At 44.7% G+C, this 15,453-nt stretch carries 14 protein-coding genes and 4 tRNA genes; 10 read left to right on the forward strand and 8 right to left on the reverse strand.

Going from position 1 to position 15,453, the window contains the following annotated elements; genetic code table 11:
• The first annotated feature begins 64 nt into the window (after positions 1-64).
• The 9 genes from ACNPNW_RS16695 (at position 65) to rimI (ending at position 5,868) form a co-directional block, all read left to right on the forward strand.
• Positions 65-733, forward strand: a complete 669-nt coding sequence (locus ACNPNW_RS16695) for a phosphoglycolate phosphatase (RefSeq protein ID WP_005102820.1) — start codon at positions 65-67, stop codon at positions 731-733.
• 108 nt (positions 734-841) lie between these two features.
• Positions 842-2,335: an anthranilate synthase component I gene (gene trpE, locus ACNPNW_RS16700; protein ID WP_005102822.1), complete on the forward strand. Its 1,494-nt coding sequence runs from the start codon at positions 842-844 to the stop codon at positions 2,333-2,335.
• 98 nt (positions 2,336-2,433) lie between these two features.
• Positions 2,434-2,509 (forward strand) — tRNA-Thr (locus ACNPNW_RS16705).
• 56 nt (positions 2,510-2,565) lie between these two features.
• A tRNA-Tyr gene (locus ACNPNW_RS16710) sits at positions 2,566-2,649 on the forward strand.
• A gap of 38 nt (positions 2,650-2,687) precedes the next feature.
• Positions 2,688-2,763 (forward strand) — tRNA-Gly (locus ACNPNW_RS16715).
• 17 nt (positions 2,764-2,780) lie between these two features.
• Positions 2,781-2,855: transfer RNA gene (locus ACNPNW_RS16720), tRNA-Thr, on the forward strand.
• Between the two features lie 150 nt (positions 2,856-3,005).
• A complete protein-coding gene (gene tuf, locus ACNPNW_RS16725) occupies positions 3,006-4,196 on the forward strand; it encodes an elongation factor Tu (protein ID WP_004646112.1) in 1,191 nt (396 codons plus the stop codon).
• A gap of 223 nt (positions 4,197-4,419) precedes the next feature.
• Entirely contained in the window at positions 4,420-5,301 is an 882-nt protein-coding gene (locus ACNPNW_RS16730; RefSeq protein ID WP_005251126.1) for a metal-dependent hydrolase, read from the forward strand.
• A 105-nt stretch (positions 5,302-5,406) separates the two neighbouring features.
• Positions 5,407-5,868 (forward strand): ribosomal protein S18-alanine N-acetyltransferase, encoded by a 462-nt coding sequence (gene rimI, locus ACNPNW_RS16735; RefSeq protein ID WP_420937987.1) that lies wholly within the window; start codon positions 5,407-5,409, stop codon positions 5,866-5,868.
• Positions 5,869-5,880: 12 nt separating this feature from the next.
• On the opposite strand, the gene ACNPNW_RS16740 is transcribed toward rimI, so the two are convergent.
• The 3 genes from ACNPNW_RS16740 to trxB form a co-directional block, all read right to left on the reverse strand.
• Complete coding sequence (locus tag ACNPNW_RS16740) at positions 5,881-6,696, reverse strand: arginyltransferase (RefSeq protein ID WP_005251129.1); 816 nt, start codon at positions 6,694-6,696, stop codon at positions 5,881-5,883.
• Positions 6,697-6,717: 21 nt separating this feature from the next.
• Positions 6,718-7,449, reverse strand: a complete 732-nt coding sequence (aat, locus tag ACNPNW_RS16745; protein ID WP_168386746.1) for a leucyl/phenylalanyl-tRNA--protein transferase — start codon at positions 7,447-7,449, stop codon at positions 6,718-6,720.
• A gap of 92 nt (positions 7,450-7,541) precedes the next feature.
• Positions 7,542-8,504 carry a thioredoxin-disulfide reductase gene (gene trxB / locus ACNPNW_RS16750; RefSeq protein ID WP_004646117.1) on the reverse strand — a complete coding sequence of 321 codons (963 nt, stop codon included), beginning with the start codon at positions 8,502-8,504 and terminating at the stop codon, positions 7,542-7,544.
• A 249-nt stretch (positions 8,505-8,753) separates the two neighbouring features.
• Between trxB and ACNPNW_RS16755 the strand changes: the two genes are divergently transcribed.
• The gene (locus ACNPNW_RS16755; protein WP_420937988.1) at positions 8,754-11,813 is read left to right on the forward strand and encodes a DNA translocase FtsK; all 3,060 of its coding nucleotides are present in this window, start codon (positions 8,754-8,756) and stop codon (positions 11,811-11,813) included.
• A gap of 62 nt (positions 11,814-11,875) precedes the next feature.
• On the opposite strand, the gene ACNPNW_RS16760 is transcribed toward ACNPNW_RS16755, so the two are convergent.
• The 5 genes from ACNPNW_RS16760 to ACNPNW_RS16780 form a co-directional block, all read right to left on the reverse strand.
• Positions 11,876-12,163, reverse strand: coding sequence for a PA4642 family protein (locus tag ACNPNW_RS16760; protein WP_004279254.1), 288 nt, complete (start codon positions 12,161-12,163; stop codon positions 11,876-11,878).
• Positions 12,164-12,359: 196 nt separating this feature from the next.
• On the reverse strand, positions 12,360-12,632 hold the full coding sequence (gene minE / locus ACNPNW_RS16765) for a cell division topological specificity factor MinE (RefSeq protein WP_004279256.1): 273 nt from the start codon (positions 12,630-12,632) through the stop codon (positions 12,360-12,362).
• Between the two features lie 2 nt (positions 12,633-12,634).
• Entirely contained in the window at positions 12,635-13,447 is an 813-nt protein-coding gene (gene minD, locus ACNPNW_RS16770) for a septum site-determining protein MinD (protein ID WP_004646120.1), read from the reverse strand.
• A gap of 66 nt (positions 13,448-13,513) precedes the next feature.
• The gene (gene minC / locus ACNPNW_RS16775; RefSeq protein ID WP_420937989.1) at positions 13,514-14,227 is read right to left on the reverse strand and encodes a septum site-determining protein MinC; all 714 of its coding nucleotides are present in this window, start codon (positions 14,225-14,227) and stop codon (positions 13,514-13,516) included.
• 159 nt (positions 14,228-14,386) lie between these two features.
• Positions 14,387-15,451 (reverse strand): preprotein translocase subunit SecA, encoded by a 1,065-nt coding sequence (locus ACNPNW_RS16780; protein ID WP_420937990.1) that lies wholly within the window; start codon positions 15,449-15,451, stop codon positions 14,387-14,389.
• Positions 15,452-15,453: the final 2 nt, after the last annotated feature.

Below are 15,453 nucleotides of genomic sequence, written 5' to 3' on the forward strand. Positions count from 1 at the left end.
ACAATCAAGGCATGCATAGCGCATGCCTTTTTTGTGGCTGCGCACATTATAAAAGAGGGTCGGGATGTCTATTGCACAATTAGAAAAGCGTGAACTGATCTTGTTTGATCTGGATGGTACCTTGGTGGATTCAGCACATGATCTGTATCGCGCCATGAATATGAGCCTGAATGTGCTGCAATTGCCTCTGGTAACTGAAGAGCAGGTACGGACCTGGATAGGTAAGGGCACGTCGATATTCTGTGAAAGTGTACTCCAGCATCTGGTGGGTGAAGTCACACCGGCACAGCATCAGGAACTCTTAACGACTTTTCTGGATATCTATAATGTCGATCCCTGCGTCGATACCGTTCCTTTTCCGGGAATCCTGAAATTTCTGGACTGGGCTAAAGCCCAAGGTAAAACCCTGATTTGTGTGACCAATAAGCCTGAACTTCCTGCCCGCAGTATCTTAGATACCTTGGATATGGCTCATTATTTTGCCGATACCATTGGTGGTGACCGTTTTACTGAACGTAAACCGCACCCACGCCAGTTGCTGCACTGTGTTGAACATTATGGCGTAAGTAAAGAACAGGTTTTGCTTATTGGAGATTCTTCCAATGATGTCGAAGCTGCGCGCCGCGCCGGGATTGATTGTGTTGTAGTCAGCTATGGCTATAATCATGGTGAAAATATTGCAGATTGTCAGCCACAGCAGATTGTGGATGATCTTAGAGAATTACTTGCCTAATACGCGTACTAAGGAAAGAAAATGAATAGTTGTAAGGTTTTTCGATGGCGTCGCTCAGTTCAATTCTATTTACATACTGAGTAACCCTAATTTAAAGAGAAAAACCGCATGACCACTCAAGCACAATTCCAGCAACTTGCTGCGCAAGGCTATAACCTCATTCCTGTTTATCGTCAGCGTCTGGCAGATACCGATACACCACTTTCTATTTTTGCTCGGCTTAAACAGCATCAGCAGGCTTATTTATTCGAGTCTGTAGAAGGTGGTGAGAACTGGGCACGCTATTCGATTATTGGACTAGGTGAATCCACGGTATTTTCCTGCAATGCAGGCGAGTTGACGGTACAGCACGCAGATGATTCGATTGAAAAGCAGCACTGTGCGGACCCATTTCAATATATTCGCGACTTTCAGGCGCAATTTAAGGTGCCAACCCAGGCAGAATTACCGGACCTACCGAGTTTTACTGGTGGATTAGTCGGTTACTTTGGTTATGACGCGGTGCGTTATATCGAACCGAAATTAAAAAATGTGCCGGAAGCGGATCCGGTCGGCTTGCCAGATATCTGGATGATGCTCTCTAAAACAGTGATTGTCTTTGATAACCTGAAAGATACCTTGTTCTTAATTGTACATGCGGATGCCACTGCCCCGGGTTCTTATGAAAAAGCACATGAACAATTAAATGAATTGGAAAATATTCTGGCCACGCCCATCAGCCTTAAAGCTGAAAAACATACGCCGCCACATTTTGAGTCCCTCACCGGACATGACAACTTCATTGCTTCGGTGGAAAAGGTCAAAGAGTATATTCGTGCTGGAGATGTAATGCAGGTCGTACCCGGGCACCGGATGGTGTCTGACTTCGACGGTGACCCGCTACAGGTGTATCGTGCGCTGCGTCATCTCAATCCATCGCCGTATTTGTTCCTGGTGCAAGGGCAGACCTTGGAAAATAACACGCCATTCCATATTGTCGGTTCCTCTCCTGAAATTCTGTCCCGTCTGGAAAATGGTATTGCCACAGTTCGTCCATTAGCGGGAACCCGTCCACGTGGCAAAACCAAAGAAGAAGATCTGGCACTTGAGCAGGACTTACTCTCTGACGAAAAAGAAATTGCTGAACATGTCATGCTGATTGATCTGGGACGTAATGATGTGGGACGCATTGCAAAAATTGGCAAAGTGCAGGTAACTGATCAAATGGTGATCGAACGTTATTCACATGTGATGCATATTGTCTCCAATGTGCAGGGTGAAGTACGTGATGATGTCGATGCTCTGGACGTTTTTAAGGCAACTTTCCCCGCAGGCACACTTTCAGGCGCGCCAAAAATCCGTGCCATGGAAATTATTGATGAAGTTGAGCCGGTAAAACGTGGAATTTTCGGTGGCGCTGTTGGTTATTTAGGCTGGCATGGCGAAATGGACATGTCGATTGCGATTCGTACCTGTGTCATTCGCGAAAATAAGGTCTATGTTCAGGCTGGAGCAGGGTTAGTTGCCGACTCAAATCCTGAATCTGAGTGGAATGAAACCCAAATAAAAGCTCGCGCAGTGATCAAAGCGGTTGAATTATCATCAAATGGTTTGATTTTATGAGTTTTTGAGGTTTTTTTTGAAAAAAACACTTGCAAGGATTCTGAGTTTTGCTAAACTGCACACCGTTCCGATACGAAACGTACGAAACACTAAGAAACGCCGGCATAGCTCAGTTGGTAGAGCAACTGACTTGTAATCAGTAGGTCCACAGTTCGAATCCGTGTGCCGGCACCATCTTAGAGGTTTGGTAGTGTGAAGTAATGAACAGCACTGATGTAAGTGTAAAAAATGGTGAGGTTCCCGAGCGGTCAAAGGGGGCGGACTGTAACTCCGCTACGAAAGTTTCGAAGGTTCGAATCCTTCCCTCACCACCAATTTTAAGACTTCAATAAGTGGTTTGTACCAACATCGTGCGGGAGTAGCTCAGTTGGTAGAGCGGTAGCCTTCCAAGCTACATGTCGCGAGTTCGACCCTCGTCTCCCGCTCCATTGAAGTACTAATATTTGCTCTTATAGCTCAGTGGTAGAGCACTCCCTTGGTAAGGGAGAGGTCTCGAGTTCAAATCTCGATAAGAGCTCCAGATTACAGTTTAGCAACTCTGTTGCAAAGAAATTCCAAAAGCAGGCTATTTAGTCTGCTTTTCAAGTATTTGGTGTTCGGTTTTTTTAAACGATATGTCGGAGCTGGGTTTTACTCAGAATTGTGTTCGACGTAAACGAGGAAGATTAACATGGCTAAGGCTAAGTTTGAACGTAATAAGCCACACGTTAACGTGGGCACAATTGGTCACGTTGACCATGGTAAAACAACTTTAACAGCTGCAATTGCAACTGTATGTGCGAAGAAATTCGGTGGCGAAGCGAAAGACTACGCTGCAATCGACTCTGCACCAGAAGAAAAAGCACGTGGTATTACAATTAATACTTCACACGTAGAATACGATTCTCCAACTCGTCACTACGCACACGTAGACTGCCCGGGCCACGCCGATTATGTTAAAAACATGATTACTGGTGCTGCTCAGATGGACGGTGCGATCCTTGTATGTGCTGCGACTGATGGTCCTATGCCACAGACTCGTGAACACATCCTGCTTTCTCGTCAGGTAGGTGTACCTTATATCGTTGTATTCTTGAACAAATGCGACCTTGTAGACGACGAAGAGCTTCTTGAGCTAGTTGAAATGGAAGTTCGTGAACTTCTTTCTACTTACGACTTCCCGGGTGATGACACTCCAGTAATTCGTGGTTCTGCTCTTCTTGCGCTTAACGGTGATGACAGCCAATACGGCGAGCCAGCTGTAGTTGCGCTTGTTGAAGCACTTGACTCTTACATTCCAGAGCCAGAGCGTGCAATTGACCTTCCATTCCTTATGCCAATTGAAGACGTATTCTCAATCTCTGGTCGTGGTACAGTAGTAACTGGCCGTGTAGAGACTGGTATCGTTAAAGTAGGTGAGTCTGTAGAAATCGTTGGTATCCGTGATACTCAAACTACTACAGTAACTGGCGTAGAAATGTTCCGTAAACTTCTTGACGAAGGTCGTGCGGGCGAGAACTGTGGTGTTCTTCTTCGTGGTACTAAGCGTGAAGACGTACAACGTGGTCAAGTATTGACTAAACCAGGTGCGATCAAGCCACACACTAAATTCGATGCAGAAGTATACGTACTTTCTAAAGAAGAGGGTGGTCGTCACACTCCATTCCTTAACGGTTACCGTCCACAGTTCTACTTCCGTACTACGGACGTAACTGGTGCGATCGCGCTTAAAGAAGGCGTGGAAATGGTTATGCCTGGTGACAACGTTGAGATGTCAGTAGAGCTAATCCACCCGATCGCAATGGACCCAGGTCTACGTTTTGCGATCCGTGAAGGTGGTCGTACAGTTGGTGCTGGTGTAGTTGCTAAAGTAACTGCATAATCGCTGATTGTGTAAGAAAAGCGCCTCTTTGAGGCGCTTTTTTTTGATCTAAACTTTTATAAAACTAAAAATAAATTGTCTGACAATGATTTTAAAAGCTGTCCTTATCTGATATCGGCTTGACCTAAACTGCACTTATGTAAAAAAAATTACCACGTAATATACAGATAAGAATATGAATATTAAATTTTCGGGCCTGGATTGGCCTGATGGGAGTGGTCACATGAATGCGAAAGTAAATATTACCAATCGTGCCGGTGCTAGTTTTCCAGTTCGTCGCATGAACTTTGATTTTGATGCTGTACCGGAATATTGGATGAATGGTTCAGCAGGTCTCACTCATTTTATGACGGCATTATCTGCGCTATTTCCAGCGGGAGAAAAGTTTTTTATAGATTCAGTCCGTGCGGTGCGTAAACATCCTGCAATTGCCAATAATGAAGCATTACAAAAAGAAATTTCCGCTTTTATTGGTCAGGAAGCCATGCATACTCACGAGCATATCGGCTTTAATGCATCTGCGCAAAAACATGGGCATGATGTCGAGACGCTTGATCATTATACCGATAAAGTCATTCAAACGACACGTAAAGTCATGGCTAAACTGGGTAAGCCTGTGGGAATTACCCAAGAAATGGTAGATTTGACTGCAACCACGGCACTTGAGCATTTCACTGCAACCATTGCCTCACAGCTTTTGACCAATAGCCACATTCAGGAATTGATGACAGATGAAACCATGAAAACCATGTGGTTATGGCATGCCATCGAGGAAAATGAACATAAAGCAGTCGCTTATGATGTCTTTGAGGGGGTTTTTGGCAAAGGCCTAAAAGCCTATGCACTGCGTACGTCTTCCTTGGTCATCGCAATGGCAACCTTATTTGTGGTGCAAAGCTATTTCCTTGCCCGTTTGCTTAAACAGGATCAGCAGTTTAATCTTGAGTCCTTAAAAGCCATTTATACCTATGCCTATAGTCCTTCTAAAGGTGTCATTACGGGTATGGCGAAAGAAATGCTGATGTATTTTAAACCGGGATTCCATCCGAATGATCATCATACAGATCAGTTGTTGGCGACTTGGAAAGCCAAATTGGGTCTGTGACAGAACTGAAGATCAAAGAGCGATTAAAATCGCTCTTTTTTTTGCTCGATTTTTTGGATGAAGTTTCTATAATGCGAAGGTTGATTCTATATAAGATGAACGAAGATGATTCGTTTAATGCAAGCAGCGGATGTAGAAGCCGTGGCAAAGATTGAAAGGTCGGTTCAATCACATCCCTGGACTTTAAAACAGTTCGAAGATGCTGTAACAGCTTATCAAAGTACCGTGATTGAAATAAAAGGGCAGGTGGTCGGATTTTGTATTTTACAACCGGTGCTGGATGAAGCCAATTTATTGCTCATGGCAATTGATCCGGCACAGCAAGGCAAGGGCTTGGGCTATCAGTTGCTGGAGGCTTCAGTGGCCATGCTAAAAAATAATCCGGTGCAGATTTTCCTGGAAGTGCGCGAGAGTAATCTGGCTGCGATCAAGCTATATGAAAAATCAGGATTTCATCAGATTGATCTGCGTAAGAACTATTATCCAAATGCCAACGGAAGCCGTGAACATGCCATCATTATGGTGAAAGCATGTACGGATGATTTTGCCAGTCTGTTTAAATCATAAAAGCTGACGACCTTATTTAATAATCTGGTGATTCCATCCGCTGGGTAAGGTCGTCATTAATGAGTTTCCCAAGTGCTGAATCTCCGTGGCACTCAGGGCATGATTTAAACGTCGCCATTGTCCATCGATCAAGAGTTCCAGTGGCAGATACTGAGATTTGTAATTCATCTTGCTAGAATGCGGTACCCAATAACCCAGATAGATAAATTGCAAGCCCAGCTTTTGTGCATGTTCAATCTGTTTCAAGATCGCAAAAGCACCGAGTGAGCGGCGATTTTCATCCGGATCAAAGAAGGTATAGACGGCAGAGATGCCATCATCCAGCAGATCGCAGGTTGAAACACTGATTAGACGCTCACCTTGCCATAACTCTAGAAAGAAGCTGTCGGTACAGCTTTGTAATAAAAATTTTTCGAACTGATCCCGAGTGGGTGGGAACATATCGCCATCTGCGTGGCGTTCATTGATATAGCGTTCATACAGCGCATAATGCAGGTCACCGGCGTGCTCTGGACTGGTAATTTTCATCACCAGATCCTGATTCCGTTTCCCGGCTTTTTTTTGTGAACTGTTCATGCGGAATTCAGCAACGGGTACACGCGAAGACAGACATTGACGACACAGATGACATTCGGGGCGATAGACGAAATCACCACTGCGGCGGAAACCGGTACGTGACAGTTCCGATAAAGTTACTACATCAATACGATGTGCAGGATCCAGAAAAACCATGCGCGCTGACTTGTTGGGCAAATAGCTACAATCATGCGGCGGCGTAATATAGTACTGTAAATCGTTCAGTAGGGCCTTTGGCTGATAAGAGTTCATAACAACTACCCTCTGTTATTTTCATTCACTTAAGCGCGCGTTTTGCGCTATTGTTTTACTTGAAAATACACCTTCCTGATACTTTTTCCAATCGATAGCAGGCTTTTTTACAATATCTTGTAAAGAATTAAGATAGGCTTGGCGAGAAAGTGTGCATGCACCCAGGCTTAACAGGTGATTGTTGACCAGTTGGCAGTCGATCCAGGGCAGCTGATTTTCCTGTCCAATCAGCATTAAAGTGTAGAAAGCCATTTTAGAAACATCGGTTTGCGTACTAAACATGGATTCACCAAAACAGCCTTGACCAATGGTCACACCATAAAGTCCACCGACGACGCGATCTTCATCCCAGACCTCAATGCTATAGCCATATCCTGCGTCGAACATGTCGCAATAGCCTGCGATAATATCTTCACTGATCCAGGTGTCGTCTGCATAAGCACGAGGCAATGAACAGGAACGAATCACTCTTTCAAAAGCATGATTGACCGTAATTTTATAATCCTGCTTTTTCATATTACGTAGCAGGGATTTGCTTGGATGATAATCTTCGGGGCGAATAATGCAGCGTGGTTCCGGACTCCACCAGCAAATCGGATCACCTTCTGAAAACCAGGGAAATAATCCATGCGTATAAGCTTCAAAAAGTGTGGAAGGGGAGAGGTCTGCACCAATACAAATCAGTCCTTCACCTTCAGGATCAATCTCGATCGGATTGGGAAAAATGAATTCTGAGGGAGGAAGTAAAGACATGGCAGACCCGACATAAATCTATAGATAAATCATCATCTCATTCTAGCAATAAAAAAGCCGTCCATAATGGACGGCTTTTTTATTCTTGCTGCTTAGTCTAGTTTGCCCATCGCATCAAGATATTTTTCTGCATCAAGCGCAGCCATACAGCCTGAACCGGCAGAAGTAATGGCCTGACGGTAAATGCTGTCCGCAATATCACCGGCTGCAAATACACCTGGTACCGAAGTTTGGGTTGCATTACCTGCAGTACCGCTTTGTACCTGGATATAACCGTCACGAAGCTCTAACTGACCTTCAAACATGGTGCTATTTGGCTTGTGACCAATCGCCACAAACATACCCGTCACATCGACGTTTTGAGTAGAGTCATCTTGAGTTGATTTAAGACGAACCGAGGTCACGCCAGATTGCGCATCACCTAATACTTCATCGACTTGATGGTTCCAGATAATGCTGATCTTGCCTTCTTTTTCTTTGGCAAATAAATGATCTTGCAAGATTTTTTCAGAACGTAATGAATCACGACGGTGAACCAGAGTCACGTGAGACGCAATATTGGATAAGTACAACGCTTCTTCAACAGCGGTATTACCACCACCTACAACCATGACTTTCTGGTTTTTATAGAAGAAACCATCACAAGTCGCGCAAGCACTGACACCTTGACCCATATAGGCTGCTTCAGATTCCAGACCGAGGTATTGGGCAGTTGCACCGGTACAGATGATCAGGGCATCACAGGTGAACTCTTCCATATCGCCTTTTAATACGAACGGGCGCTGGCTAAGATCCACTTCATTGATATGGTCATACACGATTTCAGTGCCAAAACGCTCTGCATGTGCCTGCATACGTTCCATCAATGCTGGACCAGTCAAACCTTCGGGATCACCCGGCCAGTTATCGACGTCAGTCGTCGTGGTCAGCTGACCGCCCAGTTGCAAGCCTGCAATCAGGGTAGGTTTCAAGTTTGCACGCGCTGCATATACTGCTGCGCTATAGCCTGCAGGGCCAGAACCTAAAATAATCAGTCGTGAGTGACGTGCGCTCATCAGCTGTATCCTTTTTTATTTAGAAATTTATTGAATTATACGTGAAACTGTATAACAGTGGTGTGAGATTAAAGTCGATATTATTGATCATTGAAATCGATTTGGGCTATATAGCATAAGTAACATTGTGCTTGCACAATAGTGCATCTTTTTTCACAGAACAGGTGCATAATATGTATTTTATTGCGTCGCTTTTTTCAAGCATTGAAGCAAAAGAATATTCATGAAGAATTGGTTACAGGACAGTATATGACAGCGGTGTCGAGTGCCTATGCACAGCGCTTAGTAATGACATTATTTTTAGTCTCATTTGGGATTTATCTGTTTCTTGCAACAGTGACCTATACGCCATTTGATCCGGGGTGGATGCATATCTCCAGTGATACGCAGACCGTTTCGAATGCCAGTGGGGTAGCGGGTGCCTGGATTGCAGACCTTTTGTTTGGCTTTCTCGGTTGGGCAAGTCTGCTGATCCCTGTCTATCTGTTTATGGAAGCGATTCAGGTCTGGTGGCCGCGTAGCTTCCTGAACCGGCCATTTCGCTATGCTGCACAATTCTTCCTGTTGCTGACCACCTCAGCGCTGTTGTTTTTATTCTGGCAAGTCCCTGCTGATACGCTGGATAATTCTTCCGGCGGTATTATTGGCTATGAATTAGGTCAGAGTCTTGAACAATTGCTGACAGTCTATGGTGCAGCATTCTTCCTGCTGGTGCTTTGGGTGGTGTTATTTACCTTGGCTTTTGGCGTGAAGTGGAACAAGACCTGGAGCAGCCTCAAAGCAACGCCTGCTTATCTACAAGACCTGTTCTACCGTAATGTGCCTGAAGGCATGTCTGATTTTGATCGGACTGCACCTGTCGCCAAAAAAGAGCCAGTCATTAGTGCAAAAAAAGTAGCGGTTGCAGTAACACCTGCGCCTGAGCATCAACTGGTAGAAATAGATCCGGTGGTACGTGATCAGGTGGCTGAACGCTTATTTGATGATTTTGCCGATAAAGAATCACAACAACCGCAGTTTTATGATGATATTCCTGAAGCTGAGCAGCAGGCTGCTGAGCCAGTCGAGACACTTAAGCAAGCACAGCAAGTGCCTCAACAGCCGGATCGTGTGGTAGCGACAGGCGAGGTGTGGCGTGCCTTACATTCAAATGAAGATCAGCGCCATAAACAGGATATTGATGCCTTACTCAAAGCAGCCGAAGAAGAACAGCTTAATTCTCCAGTCTCACATATAGCCGCTCCTCAACCTGTTTCAGCACAGACTCATGCTCACACCAGAACCGCATCGGCTTCACATACAGGCCTGGACTGGGATGATGATGAAATCTTTGATGAACTTCTGGCTGCGGTTCCGCAAGGCAAAACTGCGACTGATGTGCATAGCCCATTCAATACAGCGCCAGCCGAAAAGACGGCAAGAATTGTAGAAGACATGACCAATGTTGCGCCTGTCATTGCATCTATGGCGACTGCACATGTCGTGAAAAATAGCGCATTACAGGCCGATCTGGATGACCTGGGTGATTTGCTGATTGAAGAAGATGAGCCAAGCCCACCAGTACGTGCATCAAGCTATGCCCAATCTTCTGCATTTGTACAGGCACCAATTCAGCATCAGGGTATAGAGCAACCAGTATCTCCTCCTTCTGCAACTCATGCAGCAGTACGCGAAGCTTTATCTAAAGAAGAATTTGTAGAAGCCTGGCAAGAAACGGCTGGCAAGCCACAGGATGAAGACGAGTTTGATTTTGATGCGCCTTTAACTGATGCTTCAGGCCGTCCGATGTCACGTGCCATGCAGGTGGTTGAGCGCCGTAAAGATTTATCGCCGCTTCCAGGTCTGGATTTACTGGATGAAGTTGATCCCAATAAAAAAGTGAATTTTACCGAAGAGCAGCTGGCACGTTTATCTGAACTTCTTGAAATCAAGTTGCAAGAATTTAATGTCAAAGCCAAGGTGGTAGAAGCACAGCCAGGCCCAGTCGTAACACGTTTTGAACTGGATCTGGCGCCAGGGGTAAAAGCCTCTAAAGTGACCAATATTTCGCGTGATCTGGCACGTTCGATGTCGATGGCATCGGTGCGTGTGGTTGAGGTCATTCCGGGCAAGCCGTATATTGGAATTGAAGTACCGAACAGTACCCGTGAAATGGTCCGTTTAATTGAACTTTTAACTATTCCAGCTTTCACTGATCCGAATAGCATCCTCTCCATGGCAATGGGTAAGGATATTTCCGGTAATCCGGTGATTGCTGATCTGGGTAAAGCACCGCATATGCTGGTGGCAGGGACCACGGGTTCAGGTAAATCGGTGGCGGTGAACTCGATGATTTTATCGATGTTGCTGAAATATACCCCAGATGAATTGCGTTTGATTCTGATTGATCCAAAGCAGCTGGAATTGGCTAACTATAACGATATTCCACATTTATTGACGCCAGTTGTGACCGACATGAAAGATGCGGTGAGTGCATTGAACTGGTGTGTCAATGAAATGGAACGCCGTTATAAGCTGATGTCTTTCCTGAAAATTCGTAAACTGAGTGACTATAACCGCAAGGTGGAAGAGGCGATTGCCAATGGTGAAGACCTGATCGATCCAACCTGGAAAGCGAGCGATTCTGTTGTGGGTGAACGTGCACCGCGTTTAACCCCGTTGCCTTCGATTGTAATTGTCGCGGATGAATTCGCGGATATGATCATGCAGGTCGGTAAGAAAGCCGAAGAAATGATTACCCGTCTGGCACAAAAATCACGTGCGGCCGGTATTCACCTGTTGCTTGCGACCCAGCGTCCATCAGTAGATGTGATTACAGGTTTGATCAAAGCTAATATTCCAACGCGTGTTGCATTGCGAGTGAACTCCAAGATCGACTCGCGTACTATTCTGGATGCGGGTGGTGCAGAAGACTTGCTCGGTCACGGTGACATGCTATTCCTCGGCCCGGGTAAGATTGAACCTGAGCGTGTACATGGTGCGTTTATTGCTGATGACGAAGTCAACCGGATCTGTGATGCATGGCGTGAACGTGGTTCACCAAACTATGTCGACGAGATCCTGACACCGTTTGATGAAGAGCCATCGGGTCGCGGTTTTGAAGATGGTGGCGACGGTGGATCAGATCGCGATGCGTTATATGACCAGTGTGTGGCATTTGTACTAGAAACCCGTAAGGCTTCCACTTCATCCTTACAGCGTAAATTCAGTCTGGGCTACAACCGTGCTGCGCGGATCATTGACCAGATGGAAGAAAATGGCATTGTCAGCGGCATGGGGGCCAACGGCAAACGCGAGATTCTGGTTTAGTTTCAGTGTATCTTCAATAAAAAAGCCTGCTTTCAAAGCAGGCTTTTTTATGTATTTTTGACTCAGGCAAACTTCGCTAATACATCCAGAAACTCGGCACTTTGACGCGGGAAAGTGGCAATCACGTCATGAATCCGCTGTCCTTCCGGATTGGTTGCATTGACATCACGGCCATCAGCGACAAATTTCGTCAACAGGCGTTCATAATCGAATGGACGCATATGCTTGAAAGCGTGATACAGCACGTGAAAATCAGCATTAACACCTGCAGGAGGAAGCTGATTTAAATAGGCAAATACACGCTCATCTGACCATTCTTCGTTAAATGTCGCTGGTTGAGATAATGCCATCGCAATTTCCTTGATCTAATGTAGTTTTTTCGGCATGAAAAAAGGCAAAATATGAGACTAGATTAGCAAAGCACTGCTTTGCCTAGTCGCAAGACTTGAAGCTATGCTTCAAGTGGGCGGAATATAGCTAAACTACTATTTCTACCACTCTCATATTTTGCCTTGAATCAATTTACTTGACCAATCAAAAATCAGATTATCGTTCTTCAGGTAAATTGATATTCATTTCAAGCATTTCAATATTGGCTTCAGAACGAACCTGCATTTGAATATGCTGTTCATCGACACCGCGAACATAACGATTGACCACCTGCATGATTTCAGTTTTCATCTGGTCAATTTTGTCCTGGCTCAAGCGACGACCCAAGCCTTGTTCGGATGCAACGATCACCTTCAAACGGTCTTTAGCAGTCCGTGCGCTTGATGGTTTATCCTCGCCACTAAAAAGTTTACTCCAGAATCCTGCCATGTCTACGCTCCAAATAGTCGTGCTAACCAGCCCTTAGGTTTTACCTCAATATGACGGTAAGGACGCTCTTCACCAAGGAAACGCGCCACCAGGTCATCATAAGCCTGACCCGCTGAAGCCTCAGTGAAAAGAATCACTGGCTTACCTTCATTTGATGCTTGTAAAACGCTTGGACACTCAGGAATAACACCTAGGGTCGGTACACGTAAAATATCCTTAGAAATATCATCAATCGTCAGCATTTCCTGTTTATCGGCACGTTCCGGATTGAAACGGGTAATACACAGATGCTTACGAATGCGACCTTCGTTTTGTTCTACTTTTTTTGTTTTGCTATCGAGCATACCAATGATACGGTCAGAGTCACGGACTGAAGAAATTTCAGGGTTGGTCACAATGATCGCTTCATCCGCATGGTACATGGCCAGAATGGCACCACGCTCGATACCGGCAGGTGAATCACAAATAATATAGTCAAATTCCTGCGAAAGCTCATCCATTACACGTGCTACACCCTCATCGGTTAAGGCATCTTTATCACGTGTTTGGGAAGCAGGTAAAATATATAAATTCTCAATATCTTTATCGCGAATCAGTGCTTGTTGTAATCGTGCTTCGTTATTTAAAACATTCACAAAATCATAAACTACACGGCGTTCACAGCCCATAATCAAATCAAGGTTACGTAAACCTACATCAAAATCAATAACAACAGTTTTGTGACCGCGTAGGGCTAAACCTGTTGCAAAAGATGCACTCGTTGTAGTTTTACCTACACCACCTTTGCCTGACGTTACGACAACAATTTTCGCCACCGAATCCACTCCTGTTATGGTTCAAATCCCCTGTTTAAAATGGGGTTTTTGGTGTTTATTTATACATTAAAATTGTAGAGCTTCAAATACAAGCTCTAGTTGATCATTCAAGTAAATATGCACAGATTTTTTAACTACATGCGGTGGAATATCATCCGCCACACAATAGGTTCCTGCAATCGAAATCAGTTCTGCTTCGAGGCTATGACAGAAAATACGTGCCGCAGTATTACCACCCGCACCCGCAATCACACGGCCACGTGCGCTGCCATAGACATGAATATTGCCAGAAGCAATCACTTCTGAACCACTGTTGATACCGGCATTAATAATAATGTCGCCATTATGCTGCACGATACATTGGCCGGTACGCAGGATTTCATCATGATATGAGGTGATATGCGCGACGATAGGGGCAGCAGGGGCTTGATCATCACTCACCGCTGTAGGTTCTGGTTTAACTTCCACGACCTGTTCTTTGGTGGCTTTAATTTCTTCTAACTGGCGATCAGGTGGCAGTACCGGGAACTGAATGGCACGTGCCTGATCTCCAAGTAAGCCTTCAGTAACAGCCATAGGCTGTACATCCAGACTGATTAATAGTTGAATCAGCGCAATGAGTTCCTGTTCAACTGAACTTTCAATGACTGCCAAAGTGCCGGGTGGAAATGCTGCTTGTAATTTTGGGCTAAGTTGCTGGCGGATTGCATCATGATCATTGGTATCTAGGCTAATGCGTATCGCATTGACCATTCTGCCTTTTATCCGTATATCAGCCATAATTCTTCCTTAAATACTTCTGACGTGCTGGTTTTGTGTCGAAGCAATGTTGTAAATAGTGCAAATCCTAGAACAAATTGCAGTAATTCTCTAGCGATCTCAGTTATTTTTTTATGCGAACAGAACCGGACGGATTGATCTGATTCTGTACTTTAAACTTTACTTATCTATTGAGCTCTGATTTTGCTCATGTTCTTCTAAAATCTGTTGCCACTGTTTGACTTTCACCTGTTTCCGGATTGCTTCAAGTGTTTCAAAAACAGCCGATTCGACCAATTTATCAATATGTGGATTATGTTCAATCTGAATCTGGCTGATTTTATCTGAAATTAGGGTAAAAGTCGGATTTTCTTTTTGACCTGTGTGGGTAAATGGTTCAATCAGTCCTTGCGTGATATTTTCGCCCAAACGTTGACCAATACTTTGAATTTGCTGTTCAATCCGGCTGCCAACAATTGGAATCAAACGTAATAATTGGGTTAGTTCTGGAGTATCTTCAATCGCCTGATTCACTACTTGCCCTACATTTTTAGCGATCATGGAACGTTGTGCCTGTAATTCCTTGCCTAAAGATTCCTGCAAGATATCTGCCAAGGCAATGGCCAGTAATTTACGGTGATGTTCCACTAAATCATCAATTAACTGTTTATGTGATGTGCTCGTGGTCAGTTCACGCTTAATACCGTCCAGTACGGTCAGTACCACCCGGCTAGAAAGCTCTTCCATCAGCATGTTGTAATAAAAGTTACCTTGGCGATACCAGCGGTTGGGAATTACTTTATAACCATGACTATGCAGGTTGTAGCCAATTGCAACTGCACGTAGCAGGCGCAGAAAACGTAGCTGAGGGATAATGGATAAAATTTCATACCAGTGTACAAAAGGGAAGAACCACCAGCGTCGATGATGACGCAGGACAATTGCGATAACCCAGCGTGCCAGTAATTCACAGACCAAGAAGGTGGTAAACCAGCCCTCGGTAATGATGACCCAAGGGCGTAAATCACTTTTATAAAACTGCAAGATTTCCGGTAAACGAATGAAGTCAAACAACCACTGACCAAAATCGCTCATTAAAATGGCGTTGGCACTGAGACAGAACAGATTGATGATGATTAAAACCATCATGAAAATGTCGTAAATCAGTGCAATTTTCCAGCCCCAGGTTCCTTTACGAACAAATTTAAAGGAGCTGGACGTAATGTCCGGGTTGTCGTTCTTCATAA

Source organism: Acinetobacter endophylla (assembly GCF_053543775.1).